At 73.6% G+C, this 18,698-nt stretch carries 13 protein-coding genes and 1 riboswitch; of the genes, 1 reads left to right on the top strand and 12 read right to left on the bottom strand.

The window, feature by feature from the left end; translation table 11 throughout:
* Positions 1–5 precede the first annotated feature (5 nt).
* The 5 genes from ABD254_RS18100 to ABD254_RS18080 all read right to left on the bottom strand — a co-directional run bounded on the left by ABD254_RS18100 (position 6) and on the right by ABD254_RS18080 (position 9,114).
* A complete protein-coding gene (locus tag ABD254_RS18100) occupies positions 6–3,974 on the bottom strand; it encodes an endo-alpha-N-acetylgalactosaminidase family protein (protein WP_344250110.1) in 3,969 nt (1,322 codons plus the stop codon).
* A 71-nt stretch (positions 3,975–4,045) separates the two neighbouring features.
* Positions 4,046–5,866, bottom strand: coding sequence for a glycoside hydrolase family 35 protein (locus ABD254_RS18095; RefSeq protein WP_344250108.1), 1,821 nt, complete (start codon positions 5,864–5,866; stop codon positions 4,046–4,048).
* On the bottom strand, positions 5,863–6,816 hold the full coding sequence (locus ABD254_RS18090; RefSeq protein WP_344250107.1) for a carbohydrate ABC transporter permease: 954 nt from the start codon (positions 6,814–6,816) through the stop codon (positions 5,863–5,865). The genes ABD254_RS18095 and ABD254_RS18090 overlap by 4 nt, the downstream gene beginning before the upstream one ends.
* Positions 6,813–7,787: a carbohydrate ABC transporter permease gene (locus tag ABD254_RS18085; protein WP_344250105.1), complete on the bottom strand. Its 975-nt coding sequence runs from the start codon at positions 7,785–7,787 to the stop codon at positions 6,813–6,815. Before ABD254_RS18085 ends, ABD254_RS18090 begins: the two co-directional genes overlap by 4 nt.
* Positions 7,788–7,791: 4 nt before the next feature.
* Entirely contained in the window at positions 7,792–9,114 is a 1,323-nt protein-coding gene (locus ABD254_RS18080; RefSeq protein WP_344250104.1) for an ABC transporter substrate-binding protein, read from the bottom strand.
* 242 nt (positions 9,115–9,356) lie between these two features.
* Here ABD254_RS18080 and ABD254_RS18075 point away from each other — a divergent pair, with 242 nt between their 5' ends.
* The gene (locus tag ABD254_RS18075) at positions 9,357–10,361 is read left to right on the top strand and encodes a LacI family DNA-binding transcriptional regulator (RefSeq protein ID WP_344250103.1); all 1,005 of its coding nucleotides are present in this window, start codon (positions 9,357–9,359) and stop codon (positions 10,359–10,361) included.
* A 3-nt stretch (positions 10,362–10,364) separates the two neighbouring features.
* Here ABD254_RS18075 and ABD254_RS18070 read toward each other — a convergent pair whose 3' ends face one another.
* The 7 genes from ABD254_RS18070 to ABD254_RS18040 form a co-directional block, all read right to left on the bottom strand.
* On the bottom strand, positions 10,365–11,753 hold the full coding sequence (locus ABD254_RS18070; RefSeq protein ID WP_344250102.1) for an aldehyde dehydrogenase family protein: 1,389 nt from the start codon (positions 11,751–11,753) through the stop codon (positions 10,365–10,367).
* Between the two features lie 16 nt (positions 11,754–11,769).
* Positions 11,770–13,038: an ectoine hydrolase gene (gene doeA / locus ABD254_RS18065; protein WP_344250101.1), complete on the bottom strand. Its 1,269-nt coding sequence runs from the start codon at positions 13,036–13,038 to the stop codon at positions 11,770–11,772.
* A 37-nt stretch (positions 13,039–13,075) separates the two neighbouring features.
* On the bottom strand, positions 13,076–14,320 hold the full coding sequence (locus ABD254_RS18060; protein WP_344250099.1) for an aspartate aminotransferase family protein: 1,245 nt from the start codon (positions 14,318–14,320) through the stop codon (positions 13,076–13,078).
* Positions 14,321–14,362: 42 nt separating this feature from the next.
* Positions 14,363–15,589 (bottom strand): MFS transporter, encoded by a 1,227-nt coding sequence (locus tag ABD254_RS18055; RefSeq protein ID WP_344250097.1) that lies wholly within the window; start codon positions 15,587–15,589, stop codon positions 14,363–14,365.
* A gap of 55 nt (positions 15,590–15,644) precedes the next feature.
* Positions 15,645–16,343, bottom strand: coding sequence for an energy-coupling factor transporter transmembrane component T family protein (locus tag ABD254_RS18050; protein WP_344250095.1), 699 nt, complete (start codon positions 16,341–16,343; stop codon positions 15,645–15,647).
* Positions 16,340–17,788 (bottom strand): ABC transporter ATP-binding protein, encoded by a 1,449-nt coding sequence (locus tag ABD254_RS18045; protein ID WP_344250094.1) that lies wholly within the window; start codon positions 17,786–17,788, stop codon positions 16,340–16,342. The genes ABD254_RS18050 and ABD254_RS18045 overlap by 4 nt, the downstream gene beginning before the upstream one ends.
* Entirely contained in the window at positions 17,785–18,456 is a 672-nt protein-coding gene (locus ABD254_RS18040) for an ECF transporter S component (protein WP_344250093.1), read from the bottom strand. Before ABD254_RS18040 ends, ABD254_RS18045 begins: the two co-directional genes overlap by 4 nt.
* A riboswitch (TPP riboswitch) is annotated at positions 18,450–18,561 on the bottom strand. (Overlaps the previous gene by 7 nt.)
* Positions 18,562–18,698: the final 137 nt, after the last annotated feature.

Below are 18,698 nucleotides of genomic sequence, written 5' to 3'. Positions count from 1 at the left end.
AGCGCTCAGCCGCAGGTCAGCTGCGCGCCGGCCCAGTCGGCGTGGTCGTTGCCGCCGCCGTCCCCGCCGTCGGTGACGACGAGGTCGAGGTACCGCACGCCGGAGACGTCGACCGCGAGGTCCTGCGTCGCTCCCCCGCCGCGCAGCACGGGCGTGCTCGCCAGCGAGGCGTCGTCGCCGAGCACCTCGAACGCCACCGAGCCGCGCGTGGCCTGGCTGTCGTCGAGGCCCACCGTGGCGGTGAACGTCTCGCAGCGCTCACCGAGGAAGAGCCGGACCCGCGACGGCGAGCCTGCCCCGATCCCCTTCTCGTAGACGGTGCCGCGGAGGGTGATCGGCGAGCCGTCCCCCGGCGCCTGTTCGCCGTTCGACATGTCCCGCTCGACCGGTCCCCAGCCGCCCGTCGCCGACACGAACGGCAAGTCGCTCACCCAGTGCTCGCCCGCCGCCGGCGGCACCACGACGTGCACGTCGGACCGCGCCTCGACAGTCCGCGGGCCGACGGGGTCGGCCGTCGTGGTGTACGTCGCCGTGGCGGTCAGCGGGTACGCGTCGGTGGTGATGTCGCCGCGAGGCGTGACCTCCCACGTCGTGACCAGCTGGCCGCCGCTCTGGATCGTCCCCGCGGTGTCGGCGTCGGTCGCGGTGACCTCCCAGCCGTCGGGCACGTCGAGCGCCACGGAGACGTCCGCGACGTCCGCCGGCTCGAACACCTGCAGCGTGGTCGTCACGGTGTTGGCGACGTCAGGCTCCAGCGACGCCTTCTCGGTCTCGACCCCGAGCGAGGCGCACGCCGGCACCTCGTCCGCGACACCGAGGTCCTCGACGAGGAAGTCGTCCATGATCAGGTCCGTCTCGTTCCCTCCGCCGACCGTCTTGCGCAGGCCGACCCAGGTGTCGCCGCACGCCGAGGCCACGACCTCCTCGGTGAACGTCGCCGTCGTGCGTTGCTCGCCGATCGGCGTTCGGCGCGTCTCGACGCTCACCGGCTCACCCGACGCGACGGAGTCGTACCCGGTCACCCAGGAGTAGTAGCCGCTGCGCCCCGACTGGTGGTCGAAGGACACGCGGTACCGGTGACCCGGCTCGAACGCCACCGTGCTCGGCGTGGTCCGGTAGACCAGGCCGCGGTTCTCCTCGTGCGCCTTGAGCGACCACTGGCCGTCGATGACGTCGTCCACGAGCTTGTCGTTCCAGCCCGCCTGCGTGTACGGCGCGTTCTTCTCCGCGAGATGGGTGCGAGGGTCGGTGATGCCACCGGCATCGCCCTTGGTGAACGGCCCCCAGCCCTGCGGGACGTTCTCGAAGTCGTCAAAGGCGACCACGTCGCCGGCTCCCGCCGGCGACGGGGGACGTTCGGTGTCGACGACCCTCAGGTCGTCCATCCGCACGACGGCGTCGCCGTCGCCCGCTCGCACGGTGAGCGTCGGCCGGGCCGAGCGGTCGACGTCGAACAGCACCTGCACGCGCTGGTAGTACCGGCCGTACTTGTCATCGGCGGCGTTCATGTTCTGAGCGGTCGAGCGCTCCAGGTGCACCTCGGCGTCGTCGACGCCGCGGCCCGCGACCTCGAGAGTCGTCGGCCGCGACCCGCCCGGCTCGATCTCGATCCAGGCGGAGGCGGCGTAGCTTCCGCGGTCCAGCCGACCGAGCTCCTGCGAGATCGACGCCTCGCCCGCGCCGAGCTGCGCCACGTGCTGGCCGTTGCTCAGCCGCTCGCGCGTCACCTCACCGGAGGTCCGGTAGGCGTCCAGGTCCCCGGCATCGAAGCCCGGGTTCTCGATCGACGAGCCCTCGCCCCATTCGACGCTCGACGCGTCCGGGGTGCGGAAGCCGTGGCCCGGGACGTCCGGGAACAGCACGTACGGCTGGCCCGCCTCCGCTTCGACCGTGACCTGCCCGTCGTCGACCGGCACGACCCCGACCTTCTCGCGGCCGGTGTCCGTCAGCCGGTACACCGTGAGGTTGCGGGCCTCGGCGAGCTCACCCGGCAGGTCCCACGTCGTGGCCCCGCCGGCGGGGTTGTAGTGGTAGAGCTTGTCGCCCTTCGCGACCGCGCCCTTCGCCCCGGGCGCGTCGGCCGCGCTCCACGGCAGCAGGTAAGTGTCTCCGCGCGCGACGACGGCGTCGCCGACGAGGATCTCGCGGTCCGCCGCGCTGGTGCCGCGGGCGGTGACGCCGTCCGAGAAGGTGATCTCGTCATCGGCCCACCGCTGGATCTCGTGGTGCTGGAGGAACTTCGTGGTGAGGTTGTGCCCCCAGATGTTCTGATAGAACGCGTCCCAGTCGACCTCTCCGGTCCAGCCCTCCCACTCGACGATGCTCGCGTTGCCGAGCAGCGGGTGCGGGTTCCAGGTGTCCTTCTCGCCGTTGCGGATGAACCGCACGACCTGCGAGTTCAGTCCCTTGTTGGACGAGCCGCCGTAGCTCTCGTCCGCCGACCAGTGGCTCCACAGCGAGTCGGCCTCGAACTTGTCCGACCATTCCGTGGCGATCTGGAAGTCGTTCGACTTCGCGGCGTCTGCGAGCGCCCGCGCCTGCCAGCCGAAGCTGTAGTAGACGTCGACATACAACATGTCGAGGTCGCCGCGCGTCTCGTCTGCCAGCTGGTCGAGGCGGGACTCGAGGTCGCCGCTGTTGATGTCACGCCGCTGGTCGATGTAGTACGACTGACCGAGCCAGTTCCAGCCCTCGGCGTCCTTGTCGACCAGCTCCTCGGAGAATGCGTGCGCCTCCGCGTAGGACTCGGTGGCGTTGATGTGCACCCCGAAGTCGGCGTTCCAGTCGTCGCCCGACCTCAGGAGGGTGCGCATGTCCGTCAGCCCGCCGGCGCGCTCGTTGTAGTGGCCGCCATAGTCGGGGTGGGCCGAGTCGTGCCCCTCCGACCCGTAGCCCTTGAGCACCGCCATCTGGCCCAGGCCGTCGGTGGCGAGGGAGATGTGCTTGACGTCGTCGAGGGTGCGCAGGAACGGGTGGGTGGCCTGCGACGCGAAGTTGAACGGGATGTGTGTCACGACGCGGTCGGCCACCTCCTCGGCACCCTTGGCCTTCGGCGCGACGTCGCGGTAGGCGATGGCGCCGTCCTGCCAGTCGGTCGTGCCGTCGTCGTTGGCGTCGCCGGTGACGACGACGGTCGCGGACGGCAGCACCTCGGTGACCGGCGAGCCCTGCGCCCGGTAGGTCCAGGCCCCGCTCCACAGCCCCACCCGCTTCGCGGTGCCGTCGGCGAACGCCTGACGCTGGAGCCGGTTGCCCTCCCGCGTGGCCTTGCCCTGCGCCTCGTCGTACGTGCTGTTCGTGACGACGGACGCGGCCAGTCCGTTGGCGCTGACGAAGGCGTACGCGGAGCCGACCGGGTTGGCGTCGGCCGGGGTGTCGGCCGTGACCTTCGAGAACGTGTCACCGCTGACGGTCCGCGACGGAGAGATGACGGCGCTGGCCACGGCCGCGTCGGCATCGGCGGACGAGACCGAGACCAGGTCGTGCCCGGGGATCTCGAGCGTCCCGACGCGGTGCTCGGCGGTGTCGACGATCTTCGTGACCTCGAAACGGACCTGCTGGCCCCGCACACGCAGCGCGGCGTCGATGCGCACGCCGGGCAGGTCGGGGAACGTCAGGCGGTAGGCCGCGGCGTCGTCGCTGGTCGCGGTGCGCTCGACGACGACGGCGTGCGCCGTCCCGTCGATCGTCACCGACGTCACGGGGCGGGTGCTGCCCGCCAGCGTGGCGCCGCTGGCCCGATCGGTGTAGCTCAGCACGCGGGGGAAGTCGGCCGCGACGCGCACCTCGAGGGCCCGCGAGCGCAGGGTGACGTGATCGGACGCGGTGTCGGACGAGGTGCCCGACGCCGTATGGGGTATGGGGCCCGCGGCGGCCGCGGGGGCCACCACCAGCCCCGCGCACCCCGCCGCGAGCGCCGTGGCAAGGGCCACGGCGCTGCGCGCGGTGCGCGGACGGACGGATCGTCGTGCCATGCGAGATCTCCTTCGATCGGGCGGGTCGTCCTCGACCCGCCGGGGGCGGTCCGTGCTGTCGGAACTGCTGGTCAGAACTCCTCGACGTACTCCTCCGCCGTGCCCAGGTCGGGCGCGGCGCGCAGCTCGAGGTCGGTGCCGGCGCGGTGCTGCTCGAGCACCGTCACCGTGTTGGCCCCGGGCCGCAGCAACGGCGCGGGGACGTAGAGGGTGCGCTGCGGGCCGACCTTCCAGTACCGGCCGAGCAGCACGTCGTTGACCCAGACGAAGCCCTTCGCCCAGCCGGGCAGGGCGAGATAGGTGTCGGCGGGCTCGTCGACGTCCAACACGGTGCGCCCGAGGACGGCGGCGCCGTCGGCCGCGGGGACCTCGCCGGCGTCCGCCGTGGCCCAGAGCGCGTCCGGGGCGACCCGGTCGAGCGGGACGGGCCGCGACTCCCAGCCGTGCACGATGCGCCGGTCCACCAGGACGTCGCCGACGACGCCCTTGGGCTCGCCGAGGCGCGGGCCGTAGTTGACCCGGCCGAGGCTCTCCACGACCAGCTCGAGCACCACCTCGTCGCCGGCGCCGGTCACCGCGACGCCGTCGTGCGCCGTCGCGCGCTCCAGCGTGCCGACCGCCTCGCCGTCGACCAGCACCGTGGCCCGGTCGTGCAGGCCGAGGACGCTGATCACGGACTCCCCCGCGGGCAGCCGCGTCGTCGCGCGGTAGAGCACCAGGCCGGCGTCGAGGCCGAGCTGCTCGAAGGTGCGCGGGCGCGGGGCGAGCTCGCCGGGCCCTGCGAGGACCCGCAGCGCGGACAGGGCGGGCCGGGTCCGCGCGGCAGGCAGCACGCGCGGGGCGAGCCGCGGCCGCGGGGCGGTCCACGCCTCGTCGAGGGCGTCGGCCGGCAGGTGCGGCGACCGGAACGGTGCGAGGACCTCGCGGACGGCGAAGAACTTCGCGGTGGCCGTGCCGTCCTCCGCCACGGGGGCGTCGGAGTCGTAGCTCGTCACCGTGGGCTGCAGCACGCGACCGTCGTGGTTCGCCCCCGCCCACAGGCCCGGGTTGGACCCGCCGTGCGCCATGTACAGGCTCACCGAGCCGCCGAGCTCGAGGATCTCGCCGACGGTGCGCGCCGCGTCGTGCGGGTCGCGGGTGTGGTGCTCCTCGCCCCAGTGGTCGAACCAGCCGTTCCACAGCTCGGCGACCAGGAACGGCTCGCCGTCGGGCCGCCGGGCGGCGAGCAGGTCGCGCGCCTGGCCCGGCTTCGAGCCCAGGGTGGCCGCGGCGAGCACTCCCGGCAGCGACCCGCCGTCCTGCATGAGGTCCGTGGCGCCGTCGGCCGTGAACACCAGCTCGTCGATGCCGCGCTCGCGCAGGGCGTCGCGGATCCACGCCACGTACGCGTGGTCCTCGCCGTAGCTGCCGTACTCGTTCTCCACCTGGACGGCGACAACCGGGCCGCCGCGGTTCGCCTGAAGTGCTGCGACGCGCGGGACCAGCTCGTCGAACCAGCGGGCGACGGCGTCGGTGAACGCCGGGTCGACGGTGCGCAGCGCGATGCCCGGCGCCGCGGTGAGCCAGGAGGGCAGCCCGCCGTTCGACCACTCGGCGCAGATGTACGGCCCCGGTCGCACGATCGCGTCCATGCCGAGCTCGCCCACCAGACACAGGAAGCGCTCGACGTCGCGGTCGCCGCCGAAGTCGAACCGGCCGGGGGTGGCCTCGTGCCAGTTCCACGGGACGTACGTGTCGATCGTGTTGAGCCCCATGGCGCGGACGCGCCGCAGGCGGTCCTCCCACAGGTCCGGGTGCACGCGGAAGTAGTGCACCGACCCCGACAGGACACGGTGGGGCTCGCCGCGGCGCAGCAGGGTCTCCCCCACCGTCGTGAGGGTGGGGGCGCTCACTTGACCGCCCCCGTGGCCAGGCCGGAGCGCCAGAAGCGCTGCAGGGACAGGAACGCGACGACCAACGGCACGACGGCGACGAACGCGCCGATGATCACCATGTGCCGCTCGATCTGCCCGGACTGCACCAGCGCGTTCCAGGTCACCAGCCCGACCGTGACGGGCTTGAGCTGCTCGTCGATCAGCACCTGCGAGGGCAGCAGGAAGTTGTTCCAGATCTCGACGAACTGGAAGAGGAAGATCGTCACGAGCGCCGGCGACATCATGCGCAGGCTGACCCCGAAGAAGATCCGTCGCTCGTTCGCCCCGTCCAGGCGTGCCGCCTCGATCACCTCGTCCGGCACCGACGACGCCGCGAAGATGCGGGCGAGGTAGACGCCGAACGGGCTGACGATGCTCGGCAGCAGCACGGCGAGGTAGGTGTTGACGATCCCGACCTGGGAGAACATCAGGAACAGCGGCAGGGTGAACAGGACCTTGGGCACGAGCACCGCGCCCAGCACGACGGCGAGCAGCGCGCGGCGACCGGGGAACTCGTACTTGGCGATCGCGTACCCGGTGGACGCCGCGATCAGGGTGCCGACGCCGGCGCCCACGATCGAGTAGAGAGCCGCGTTGCCGAGCCAGACGGCGTAGAGCCCGTCCTTGTAGGCGAACAGATCGGCGATGTTGCCGAAGAGGTCGAAGTGGCTGAACCACAGCGGGTTGCCGGCGAACGTGTACCCGGCGTCCTTGGTGGCGGCCACCAGCAGCCACCACAGCGGCATGAGGAAATACACGCTCGTCAGCACGAGCACGCCGGTGACCAGCACCCGGCTACGCACGGTCGTCTCCACCGAGTCGCGGCGGGGGCGGACCGGGCGGCGCGGCGCAGGACCGGGCGAGGTCGTGCCGGACGGCCCGGACGCGAAGGCGGCACCGACGGTGGCGGCGGGCGCGGGGGCGCTCACGAGGACCTCCGGGAGGTGAGGCGGAAGAACACGACGGACAGGGCGGCGACCCCGACGGCGAGGATCACCGACTGCGCGGCGGCGTACGGGTAGTTGGCCGCGGTGATGGACGACTGCGCCGCCATCAGCGGGGTGTACTGCGGCCCGATCGTGCCGGTGCTGGACGACAGCACGAACGGCTCGTTGTAGAGCTGGGCCGAGCCGATGATCGAGAAGACGGCGGTGAGCAGGATGGCGGGGCGAACGAGCGGCACCTTGACGTTCCACGCGATGCGCCACGGGGACGCGCCGTCGAGCTTCGCGGCCTCCAGCACCTCGCCGGGGATCCCCTGCAGGGCGGCGTAGATGATGATCATGTTGTAGCCGGTCCAGCCCCAGGTCACGACGTTCGCCACCGACCACAGCGTGAGCTGCGTGCCGAGGAAGTCGACCGTGATCCCGGTGGGCTCCAGCAGCTGGTTGAGCGGGCTGTTCGTCGGCGAGTAGAGGAACGACCACATGAGCGCCGACACGACGGTCGGCACCGCATACGGCGCGAAGCTCGCGAGCCGGAAGAACCCCTTGCCGCGCGCCGAGGCGGAGTCGATGAGCAGCGCCAGCGCGAGCGCGAACCCGAGCATGACGGGCACCTGCACGACGCCGAACAGCAGCACCCGCCCGAGCGACGCCAGGAACGCCGAGTCCTGCAGGGCCGCCGAGTAGTTGAACAGCGGGTCAAGGACCTCGGTCGGCGGGGTCAGGCCGAGGGCGTCGCGCTCGATGCGGAACAGGCTCTGGTAGACCGCGTAGCAGATCGGCGCGACGTACACGCCGGCGAACAGCACCACGAACGGCGCCACGAACCAGAGGGCGTAGCGGGCGGTGCGGGAGGGACGGCGCCGGTCGGCCCGGACCGGGGCGCCGGCCGGGGCCCCCGGCACGCGCCGCTGCGCGTGCCGGGGGTCGGCGGTCGGGATGCTCGAGATCGTCACGGTGTCACTCGCCGACGTCGATGCCCTGCTGGGCGAGCGCGTCGGCCGTCGCGGCCTTGGAGCTGGCGAGCGCGCCCGAGATCGTGGCGTCGCCCTCCTTCGCGTAGGCCTTCTTCATGTCTGCGGCGAACGTGCTCGTGAGCGTCGAGACGCCGGGGCCCCACTGCCAGTCCCCCGCGACGTCGGCCGAGGCCTCGATGATGACCTCGTCCACGACCTGCCCGCCGAAGTAGTCGTCGCCCTGGGTGAGCAGCTCGGACGTCAGACCGTCCACCGATGCCGGGAGCGTGCCGGCGGCCTCGATGACGGCGTCAGCAGCTGTGGTGTCGGTCGCCATGAAGTGGGCGACCTCCCACGCGGCCTCCGGGTTCTCGCAACCGGCGAGCACGGCGATGCTGCTGCCGCCCACGTTGCCGGTGACCTCGTCGCCGGCCTCCCAGGTGGGCAGCGGGGCGACGGCCCACTGACCGGCGGATGCCGCCGCCGAGTCCTTGAGGATCCCCTTGAACCACGAGGCGCCGGCGATCGTCGCGATGCTGCCGTCGGACAGGCCCGCGGCCCACTCGTCGCTCCAGATGCCCGCGCCCACGAGGCCGTCGTCGATCAGGCCCTGCCAGTAGTCGGCGACCTTCTGGTTCTCCGGCGAGTCGTTGGTGATCGACCACTGCCCGTCGGCGACCGAGTACCACGGGGCGCCCGCCTGCCAGGCGAAGCCGGTGTAGTCATAGTCCTCGTACGTGCCGGTGAGCGCGATGCCCGCCTTCTTCAGCTTCTCGCCCGCCGCCCGGTACTCGTCCCACGTGGTCGGGACCTCGATGTCGTGCTTCTCGAAGACGTCCTTGTTGTAGAACAGCACCATGGGGCCCTGGTCCTGCGGCGCGCCGTAGACGCGGTCGCCCACGGTGACGCCCGACCAGCCCGCCGGGGCGTAGGCGTCCGCGTCCGGCGAGGCGATGTCCGTGACGTCGAGCAGGTTGCCCTCGGAGACGAAGCTCGGCATGGTCTCGTAGCCGACCTGCGCGAGGCACGGCGCACTGTCCGCCTTGATGGCGTTGCGGATCTTGTCGTAGCCACCCTTGCTGCCCGGCTCGATCTCGGTGAACGTCACCTGGACGTCGTCGTGGGCGGCGTTGAACGCCTCGGCGGCCTTGTCGTACCCCTGTGCCCAGGTCCAGACCTCGATCTCGACAGGGCCGTCGCCGTCGCCTTCGGCCGACGTGCCGCCGTCGGCGGGGTCGCCGCAGGCGGCCAGTCCCGCCACCGCGAGGGCGGCGACGCAGGCCGCTCCGGTCGCGCGGGCCGGGACGCGCACCGTCGAACGCTTCATGTCTGACTCCTTCTGACCACTCTGTGCTGAGGAGCGGCGCCGTCGCCGCATGGGGATCGGGCACACTCTAGGCACAGATTGATATCCATAACAACCCCGATCAAGGCCTGAATCCAGCGAATCAGACGCCGCAGGAGCGATGCGCGCTGTTATCGTCACCAGCTCGAGCGGTAAGGTCGAGGCGGGCACGGCGGCCCGCGCGTGCCCACGCCGTCCCCGTGGACGAGACCAGGAGGTGGCCCATGACCAGGGCGTCATCGATGAGCGAGGTGGCGCGCGTTGCCGGTGTCTCGGCGCAGACCGTCTCCCGCGTGCTCTCGGACCACCCCAACGTGAACGCCGCCACCCGCGCGAAGGTCCGGGCCGCCGTCGAGCGGACGGGGTACCGCCGCAACCGGCTCGCGCGCGCTCTCGTCACCGGCCGCAGCCGTATCGTCGGGGTGGTCACGCACGAGACGGACGCCTACTCGACGTCGGCCATCCTCCTCGGCGTCCAGACGGCCGCCCGGGCCGCGGGCTACTTCGTCTCTACGGCGACGACGTCGTCGCTGTCCGCCGCCCCGATCGCCCAGGCCGTCGGCCGGCTCATGGACCAGGGCGTCGACGGCCTGGTGATTGCGGTGCCGGTGCGCGAGGACGCGTCCCTCGGCGACGTCACCCGCGACCTGCCGACCGTCGTCGTCGACGGCATGCGCGCGTCCGCGACCGAGGTCGTCGCGATCGACCAGGTCGAGGCCGGGCGGGTCGCGACCGAGCACCTGCTGGCGCTCGGCCACCAGACCGTGTGGCACGTCGCGGGGCCCGAGTCGTGGAACGACGCGATCGGGCGCACGTCCGGCTGGCGCGCCGCCCTCGAGGACGCCGGCCGCGAGGTCCCCCCGGTGCTGTACGGCGACTGGACCCCCGGGTCCGGCTACCGGAACGGGGCCCTGGTCGGTCGCATGCCCGAGGTCACCGCGCTGTTCGTCGCGAGCGACGAGATGGCGTTCGGCGCGATCCGGGCGCTCGTCGAGCTCGGCCGCCGGGTGCCGGACGACGTGTCCGTCGTCGGGATGGACGACATCGCCCTGGCCGCCTACGCCTCTCCCCCGCTGACCACCGTCCGTCAGCCGTTCCACGACATGGGCCGTCGCGCCGTCGAGCACGTGCTCGCCCTGGTCGCCGACCCCGAGACCGTGCACGAGCCCGAGGTGGTGCACCCCCAGCTCGTCGTGCGCGGCTCGACCGCCGCGGCCGCGAGTCGCTAGAGCTCAGTCCCGACGCGGCCCCACCCAGACCTGCTGGGCGTTGACGAACTCCCGGATGCCGTGCGGGCCGAGCTCGCGCCCGTAGCCGGACCGCTTGATCCCGCCGCTGGGCAGGCGGGGGTCGGTCTTGACGATGCCGTTCACGGCGACCTGGCCGGCCTGGATCTCACGGGCCAGGGCCTCGCCGCGCTCCGGCGTCGACCACACGCTCGCGGCCAGGCCGTAGTCGGTGCGGTTGGCCATCGCGAGCGCGTCGTCGGCGTCGTCGGCGCGCAGCACCGCCAGCACGGGGCCGAAGGTCTCCTCGCAGGCGGCGGTCATGTCGTCGGTGACGTCGGCGAGGAGCGTGGGCGGGTAGAAGTAGCCCGGCCCGTCCGGGACCTCGCCGCCCAGCAGCAGCCGGGCGCCCGCGGCCACCGTCTCGGTCACCTGCCGGTGCAGGTTCTCGCGCAGGTCGGCGCGGGCGATCGGGCCGACGTCCGTGGCGGGGTCGGACGGGTCGCCGGTCCTCAGCGCGGCCAGGCGCTCGCGCAGCCGCGCCACCAGCGCGTCGTAGACGGGCGCCTCGACGATGATCCGCTTCGCGGCGATGCAGGACTGCCCGGCGTTGATGATGCGCGAGAGCGCGATCGTGTCGGCCGCGGCGTCCAGGTCGGCGTCGGCCAGGACGAGGCACGGGTCGGACCCGCCGAGCTCGAGGACGGCGGGCTTGATCTCGCCGGCCGCGACGCTCGCCACCGCCGCCCCGCCCCGCGCCGACCCGGTGAACGACACCGCCTGCACGCGCGGGTCCCGGACGACGCCCGCCACCGCCGCCGTCTCCAGCGGCAGGTTCTGGAAGACGCCGGCCGGGGCGCCGGCCTCGGCCAGCGCCGCCGCGAACACCTCGCCGATCGCCTGCGCGCATCCGGGCACGTGCGGGTCGTGCTTGAGCACGCCCACGTTGCCCGCCATCAGGGCCGGGGCTGCGAAGCGCAGCGCCAGCCAGAAGGGAGCGTTCCAGGGCAGGATGCCGAGGACGACCCCGAGCGGCAGGTGCTGCACGTAGCTGCGCGACGCATCCGAGCCGATGACCTCGTCGGCGAGGTACGCGGCCGCGTGCTCGGCGTAGTGCTCGGCGCACCAGGCGGCCTTGGCCACCTCGCCGCGGGCCTCGGTGATGGGCTTGCCCATCTCCTGCGTCATCAGCGGCGCCAGGTCCTCGGTGCGCTCGCGCAGCAGTGCGCCCACGGCGCGCATCGCCTCGGCCCGCGCCGCGACGTCCCGCGCGCGCCAGGCGGGCCAGGCGGCCTCCGCCGCGGCGAGCACCGCGTCCACCTCGTCGGGCGTGGCCGGCGGCACCTCGCGCACGACGATGCCGGTGCGGGGGTCGGTGGCGGTGAGCATCGACATGGGCAGCAGACCTCTTTCAGACGACGTCGGGTCGGAGCGGAGCGGGCTCGGCGCCGGGCGGACGGTCGCCGTCGGGCAGGTGGTTCGTCCCGTCCTCGGGCGCCGCCGGCCGGGCCGCGTGCTCCGGCTTGCAGGTGAAGTCCTCCTGGAGCGTGAAGAAGGACTCGCAGCCGCGGTCGGTGATGCGCACGGTGTCGGAGATGCCGACGGTCTTGTCGCCGTCGACGCCCCACATCCACGGGATGATGTGGAACGTCATCCCCTCGCGCAGGATCGTGGGATCCCCCTGGTTGAGGCTCGCGATGTAGCCCTCGTCCCAGCTCGGCGGGAACGCGATGCCGATGGAGTAACCGGAGCGGGTGACGAGCCGGGCGCCGACGCCGTTGTCGGAGATGATGCTGCGCACGATGTTGTCGGCGTCCGACACCGTCAGGCCGGGGCGCATCGCCGCCTTGATCTCCGCGAGCGCGAGCTTCATCCGCTCCTGCGCCACCAGCATCGAGCGCGAGAGCTCGCCCAGCACCGCCGTGCGCATCATGGCCGTGTGGTAGCGCCGGAAGCACCCGCCCACCTCGAGGAACACGTGCTCCCCCGGTTGGACGGTCCGACCCTCCCAGGTGGCGTGCCCGATCATGCTGCGCGGCCCGGACGTGACGTACGGCAGCACGGCCGGCGGCTCGCCGCCCGCGCGGAACATCGCGGCGCAGATCTCGGCGGCGACGTCGTTCTCGGTGACCCCGGCCGCACAGGCGTCGAGGCCCGCGCGCATCCCCACCTCGGTGGCGTGCGCCGCCCTGCGCATGACCGCGATCTCCGCGGCCGACTTGCGCACGCGCCCCTCCTCGACGATGCCGAAGCAGTCGAGCAGCCGCCCCTCGGTGAACGCCGTGTGGACGTAGTCCTGGTGGTAGGCCGGGAAGAAGTAGCTGTTGCGCTCGTAACCCACGTCCTTCGTGTGCAGGCCGAACTCCCGCAGCGCCTGCACCAGGCTCTGGATCGCGTCGCCCGTGTCGGGATAAGGCCGGGTCAGCTCGACCCACGTGCGCGCATGCACGTTGGACTCCTCGACGCTGCGCGTGATCATGAACGGCTCGGCATCGAGCGGCACCACCAGCGCCTGGAAGAACGAGTACCCGGTCGTCTGGTAGTCGGTCAGGTACATGAGGTTCTCGGGGTCGGTGATCACCACCGCGTCCAGCAGGCGTTCCACCATCCGGCGTCGCAGGTCGTGCAGGCGCCGGGCGTACTCCTCGAACGGGAACGTCATGTCGTCGCGCTGGCGCATGCGGCCTCCTCCTGCTGTCCCCGTGCCGGGGTCGTGGTCAGATCGTGCGTCGCACCGCCCCGGCGAGGATCTCCAGGCCCTCGGTGAGGTCGTCGTCCGGGATCGTCAGCGGCGGGATGACCTTGAGGACGCGGCCGCCGCTGCCGCACGGGCAGATCAGCAGGCCGTCGTCGAAACAGCGCGCGGTGACGGCCTTGGCCAGCGCGCCGTCACCGACGTCGAGGCCCCGGATCATGCCGCGGCCGCGCACGGCGAAGCCGTCACCGGCGTCGTCGGCCAGGTCGAGCAGCGCGGCCCGGATCCGCTCGCCCTTGGCCCGGACCTGGGTCATGAGGGTGTCGTCGTCGAAGTACCGCAGGGCCTCGCGCCCGGCGACGAACGACAGCCCCTGCCCGCGGAAGGTGCCCGTGTGCTCGCCGGGCGCCCACCGCGCGTCGAGCTCGGGCTTGTTGAGGTTCATGGCCAGCGGGGTGCCGTAGCCGCCGATGCCCTTGGCCAGGCAGACGATGTCGGGGTCCAGGCCCATGCCGTCGAAGCTGAAGTAGCTCCCGGTGCGGCCGCAGCCCACCTGGATCTCGTCGATGACGAAGAGGGCCCCCACCTCGCGCGCGAGCTGCTGCACGGCGTGCAGCCACTCGGCGCTCGCGACGTTGACGCCGCCCTCGGCCTGGATCGTCTCGACGACGAACGCCGCGGGCGCGGTGAGCCCGCTGGAGACGTCGGCGAGCTGGGCCCGGTACGCCTCGAGGGCGGGGAGGCCGCCGCCCGGCGCCGTCTCGAACGGGAGCCGGTGCACGTGCTCCAGGGGCACGCCGGCGGCCCGGCGGAAGACGTCGTTGCCCGTGAGGGCCAGCGAGCCGAGCGTCATGCCGTGGAAGCCGTGCGTGAACGCGACCACCTCGCGTCGCCCGGTGACGCGCCGCGCGAGCTTCAGCGCCGCCTCGACCGCGTTGGTCCCGGTGGGGCCCATGAACTGGAGCCTCATCGTCATGCCGCGCGGCTCGAGGACGGTCGCGACGAACGCGGAGACGAAGTCGCGCTTCGTCGTGGTCGCCATGTCGAGGCCGTGCGCCACGCCGTCGGCCTCGAGGAAGTCGATCATGGCGCGCTTCATGCGCGGGTCGTTGTGCCCGAAGTTGAGCACCCCGGCCCCGGCGAAGAAGTCGACGTAGCTACGGCCGGACTCGTCCACCATCCTCGCGTTCGACGCCGACGCGAACACCGTCGGGTAGGTCCGGCTGTAGCCCCGGATCTCGGACTCCCACTTCTCGAAGACCTCCATCAACCCGGTGTAGTTGCTCGCGCCATCGAGCGCAACAGCGCGCTACGAGCGTCGTCGCACGAGGTTCGCGAGCGGCGAGTAGCGCGGCACCCAGCGCCCGAGGGCGGCGGCCGAGCCGGCGCCGAGCGCCGCCGTCGCCCACACCCCCGCGGCGAGGGACCCCAGCGCCGCGCCGGCCGACAGGATCAGCGGGCCGAGGGCGTCGCCCGTGTCCTGGAAGAGACGCCACACGCTGAGGAAGGTGGGCCGGACGTCGGCGGGCGCGACGTCGGCGCCGAGCGTCATGACGATGCCCGACCCCATGCCGTTGCCCACGCCGAGGACGGCCGCGACGACGGTGACGCCCGCGACGGTGTGCGCGAACGGGAGCAGGGCGAGCCCGGCCGCCATCGTGAGCATCGACGGCACCGCCACCCACAGGCGCCCGAAACGGTCCATGACCTTGCCGGCCGGGTAGAAGAGCAGCATGTCGAGGGCGCCGGAGACCCCGAAGATCAGCGACGTCACCTCGGCGTCGAAGCCCAGGTGCTCGCCCCACAGCGGGATGACTGTCTGGCGGGCGCCGCGGACGGCGCTCACCAGCAGGATCGCCACCCCGAGGCTGGCGAACAGGCGGCGGTGCTCGCGCGCCACCTGGACGATGGAGGCCCGCGGGCCCTGCCCGGCGCGGCCGCCGGCGGCCCGGACCTCGGCCTCGTGGGGCTCCGGGCGGACGACGGCGAGCACCAGCACGGCGACGAGCGCGGCGCCGGTGCCGAGCCAGAAGGCGCCGTCCAGCGACGTCGCCGCGATGACCGCGGCGCCGGCGAACGGGCCGAGGAACAGGCCGATGCGGTGCACGCCGGCGAGCGTCGACAGCACCCGCGCCCGGCGCAGCGGCGGGGTGATCTCGGTGAGGTAGGACTGCCGCGCGAGGTTGAACACCGCGTTCGCCGCGCCCAGCGCGAGCACGCCCGCGGCGAGCCCCCACAGCGGGGCGGTGAGCGCGATCGTCGTGAAGGCCAGCACCGCGACGCAGCCCGCGATCAGCATCGCCGTCCGGTCACCGAGTCGCTGGGCGAGCGCGCCCGCGGGCAGGTCGAAGGCGATCTTGCCGATCGGCAGGAGCGCCGCGACGAGCCCCGCGACCGTGAGGCTGGCGCCGCGATCCGTCGCCGTGACCGCCACCACCGGCAGCAGCGCGCCGATGCCGATCTCCAGGACCAGGGTCGGCAGGAATGCGCCCAGGACGACGCTGCGGAACGGGAAGAGGGGCGGGGACGACGGCACGTCTCTTCCTACCGCACCGCCTTCCGGGCGCGCGGGCGCGACCGCACAGCGAGCCTCACGCGAGCGCCGCGACGGCGAACGGCAGGACGGCGACGGCGACGCCGAGCGCCAGCACCGCGCCGTCGACCCGCGTCCACGGCGCCGGCTCGGCCCACGTCCTGGCGTGCGTGACGGCGAAGCCGCGGGCGTCCATCGCCACGGACATCGAGGTCGCGTCGCGCAGGGTCGCGACGAGCACGGCGTACGTCACCGACGCCCCGTGCCGGGCCTGCTCGAACGGCCCGCGGCCGGGGCCGAGGCCACGGGAGCGGCGGGACCGCGCGGCCTGCTCCGCGACCAGGCCGAGGCGCTCGAACCGGTGCAGCGCGGCCGCGAGCCCGACGACGAACCGGGCCGGCAGCCGGAGCCGCTGGCCGAGCTGGTCGGCGAGCGCGCTCGGCTCGATCAACGGCGCCACCGCGACCCCCGGCAGGGCGAGCACCGCGATGCGCAGCCCGGCCACCAGCGCGACGACGGGGTCGCGGCCGCCGAGCAGCCACGCGGACCACGCCACCGACAGTCCCGCGACGACGACGGCGAGCCAGCGCGCCGCCGGGCCCGCGCCCCGCGGCAGGAGCAGCACCCCGAGCAGCACGTAGGCGCCCAGGGTGACGCCCGCCGTCACGAGGTCCCGCACGGCGAGGGACGCGACCAGGCCCAGCAGCCCGAGGGCCGCGAGGACGAGCGGGTTCGTGCGCCCCAGGACGCCCGTCACGCCGGCACCGCCGCTGGGACCGGCGCGGGCGCGCCGAGCGCGACCCGGTGGTCGGCAAGGTCCACGAGGCGGCGGTCGTGGGTGCTCACGGCGACCGTCGACCCGTGGCGGGCGGCCGCGGCGAGCCAGCCCGCGACCGCGGCCCACGTGTGCCGGTCCTGGCCCACCGTCGGCTCGTCGGCCAGGACCAGCGCGGGCCGGTGCGCGAGGGCGGCCCCGAGCGCCAGGCGCCGCTGCTCGCCGCCGGACAGCCGGAACGGGTGGGCGTCCGCGACGTGGTCGAGTCGCAGCAGCGCGAGGATCGCGTCGACGTCGGCGGCGACCCCCAGGCGCCGGCCGGTGGCCGCGACCTCGTCGGCGACGCGGTGGGTGAGCAGGCCGTGCTCGGGGTGCTGGGGCACCCAGCCGGAGCGGCGGGCGAGCTCGCGCGACCCCGTGCGCGGCGAGGGTGCGCCGCGCACGGCGCCGTGCACGGGCCGCAGATGCCCGGCGAGCGTCGCGACGAGCGTCGACTTCCCCGCGCCCGACGGACCGGTCACGGCGGTGAGCCGACCGGCCGGGAACCGCGCGGTGACGGCGTCGAGCGCGCGGGTCGTGGTCCGGCCCCGCAGCCCGCGGCTGGTCAGGTCGACGCCGAGCTCGTCCAGGTCCACCGCGGGGCCCGGCTCGTCCGGCGCCACCAGGGGCTCGGGCACCGCGAGCGGGTCCGGCGGCTCGACGCCGGGCAGCCAGACCCCCGCGCGGGTCAGGTCGGCGACCAGCCCGGAACGTGGACCGCCGCGCAGGGCCGACGGCGCGACGTCGTGCGTCAACGACCCGTCCGCGCCCAGCACGACCACCCGGTCCAGGTGCTCCAGCCACGGTCCGAGCTCGTGGTCGACGACGACGAGGGACGTGTCGGTGCCGGCCAGGGCGCCGGTGACCGCGGCCCGGACCTCGTCGGCGCTCGCGGGATCGAGCATCGACGTCGGCTCGTCCAGCAGCAGGAGCCGCGGCGCGCACGCCAGCGCCCCCGCCAGTGCGAGGCGCTGCAGCTCGCCGCCCGACAGGGCCGCGGTCGGGCGGTCGGCGGGGTACGCCAGCCCGACCCGGTCGAGGGCCTCGCGGGCCCGGCGCCAGATCTCCTCGCGCGACAGGCCGGCGTTCTCCGGCCCGAACGCGACGTCCCGCCCGATGCGGTCGGCGACCACGGCCGCGCCCGGGTCCTGCAGGACGAGGCCGACGCCGCCGTCGACGGCGACCGTGCCGGAGAGCTCGCCCGGCAGCGGGTCGCCGAGCACCCCCGCCAGAGCGTGCAGGACCGTCGACTTCCCGGCTCCGCTCGGCCCGACGATCCCGACCCGCTCGCCAGGGCCGACCGTCAGGTCGAGGCCGTCGAGCACGGGAGCGCGCCGCCCCAGCGGCCGCCACCGCAGGCCGGTCAGCCGGGCCCGCGGCGCGCTCACCGGGCGCGATCGGCATCGGCGCGATCGGCGTCGGCGCGATCGGCGAGGTCGCGGCCGGGCCCGAAGGCGTCGAGCGCGCCCGTGCGCGCCAGCGCGCGCACCAGCGCGTGGCCGCCGACGCCGGCGAGGAGCGCGCCGGACAGCGCGAAGCACCCGAGATACGCGAGCCGGAACCCCCAGGCCCAGTCCTGGTAGTAGACGGCCCACTCGTAGACGGCTCCGGACGCGCCGGCGACCGCGCCCGCCAGGATCGCGACCCCCGCGCCGAAGCGGCGGTACAGGAACACCGCGAGGACCACCTCGACCGCGGCGCCCTGGACCACCCCGGACACGACGGCGGAGAACCCCCAGCCGGTGCCGAGCAGCGCCTCGACGCTCGCCGCCACGACCTCGGTGAGCAGCGCCGCGCCGGGCTTGCGCACGATCAGGCCGCCGAGGACGCCGCCGAGCAGCCAGGCACCGCCGAGGAGGCCCGTCGCGGGCGGGAAGGCCACCGCGAGCCCGGTGCTGAGCAGGTGGTAGAGCTGGGTCCAGCCCCAGAAGACGACGCCGACCGCGACGCCGAGCATCGCGATCGTCACGAGGTCGACGGTGCGGTACCGCAACGCGCGGCCGGGGCGCGCGAGCACGCTGAGCCGAGACGTGGGCCGAGACGCAGGCATGGACATACCGGGCAACTCCCTTCGCCGGTGCTAACCGGAGCAGGTTCCAAGGGTCTGCGGGCCGGCCCGCACTCTCAGCGCCCCGTCGTCGGCGCTCCCCTGTCATGGGTGTGTTCACTTGTGGCGGCCCTGGCACGGTCTGCCGGGGCGCAGGTGCGAGCGTAGGCGACGCAGCGCCGGGCGCAACAGGGTCCCGCGTCGTGGGCACCCGTGCGCACCCGACGGCAGCGCAGAGCGCCGGCCGCGGA

It is taken from the genome of Isoptericola hypogeus, from assembly GCF_039531145.1.
Lineage (GTDB): Bacteria > Actinomycetota > Actinomycetes > Actinomycetales > Cellulomonadaceae > Isoptericola > Isoptericola hypogeus.
Note: the sequence above shows the minus strand (reverse complement) of the source record. Positions and strands in the feature narration are given on the sequence as shown.

Bases quoted from the DNA above. Each gene is read 5' to 3' on its own strand.
- ABD254_RS18060 (WP_344250099.1), bottom strand. From the start codon at position 14,320: ATGGAGGTCTTCGAGAAGTGGGAGTCCGAGATCCGGGGCTACAGCCGG.
- ABD254_RS18100 (WP_344250110.1), bottom strand. From the start codon at position 3,974: ATGGCACGACGATCCGTCCGTCCGCGCACCGCGCGCAGCGCCGTGGCC.
- ABD254_RS18040 (WP_344250093.1), bottom strand. From the start codon at position 18,456: ATGTCCATGCCTGCGTCTCGGCCCACGTCTCGGCTCAGCGTGCTCGCG.
- ABD254_RS18080 (WP_344250104.1), bottom strand. From the start codon at position 9,114: ATGAAGCGTTCGACGGTGCGCGTCCCGGCCCGCGCGACCGGAGCGGCC.
- ABD254_RS18075 (WP_344250103.1), top strand. From the start codon at position 9,357: ATGACCAGGGCGTCATCGATGAGCGAGGTGGCGCGCGTTGCCGGTGTC.
- doeA (WP_344250101.1), bottom strand. From the start codon at position 13,038: ATGCGCCAGCGCGACGACATGACGTTCCCGTTCGAGGAGTACGCCCGG.
- ABD254_RS18070 (WP_344250102.1), bottom strand. From the start codon at position 11,753: ATGTCGATGCTCACCGCCACCGACCCCCGCACCGGCATCGTCGTGCGC.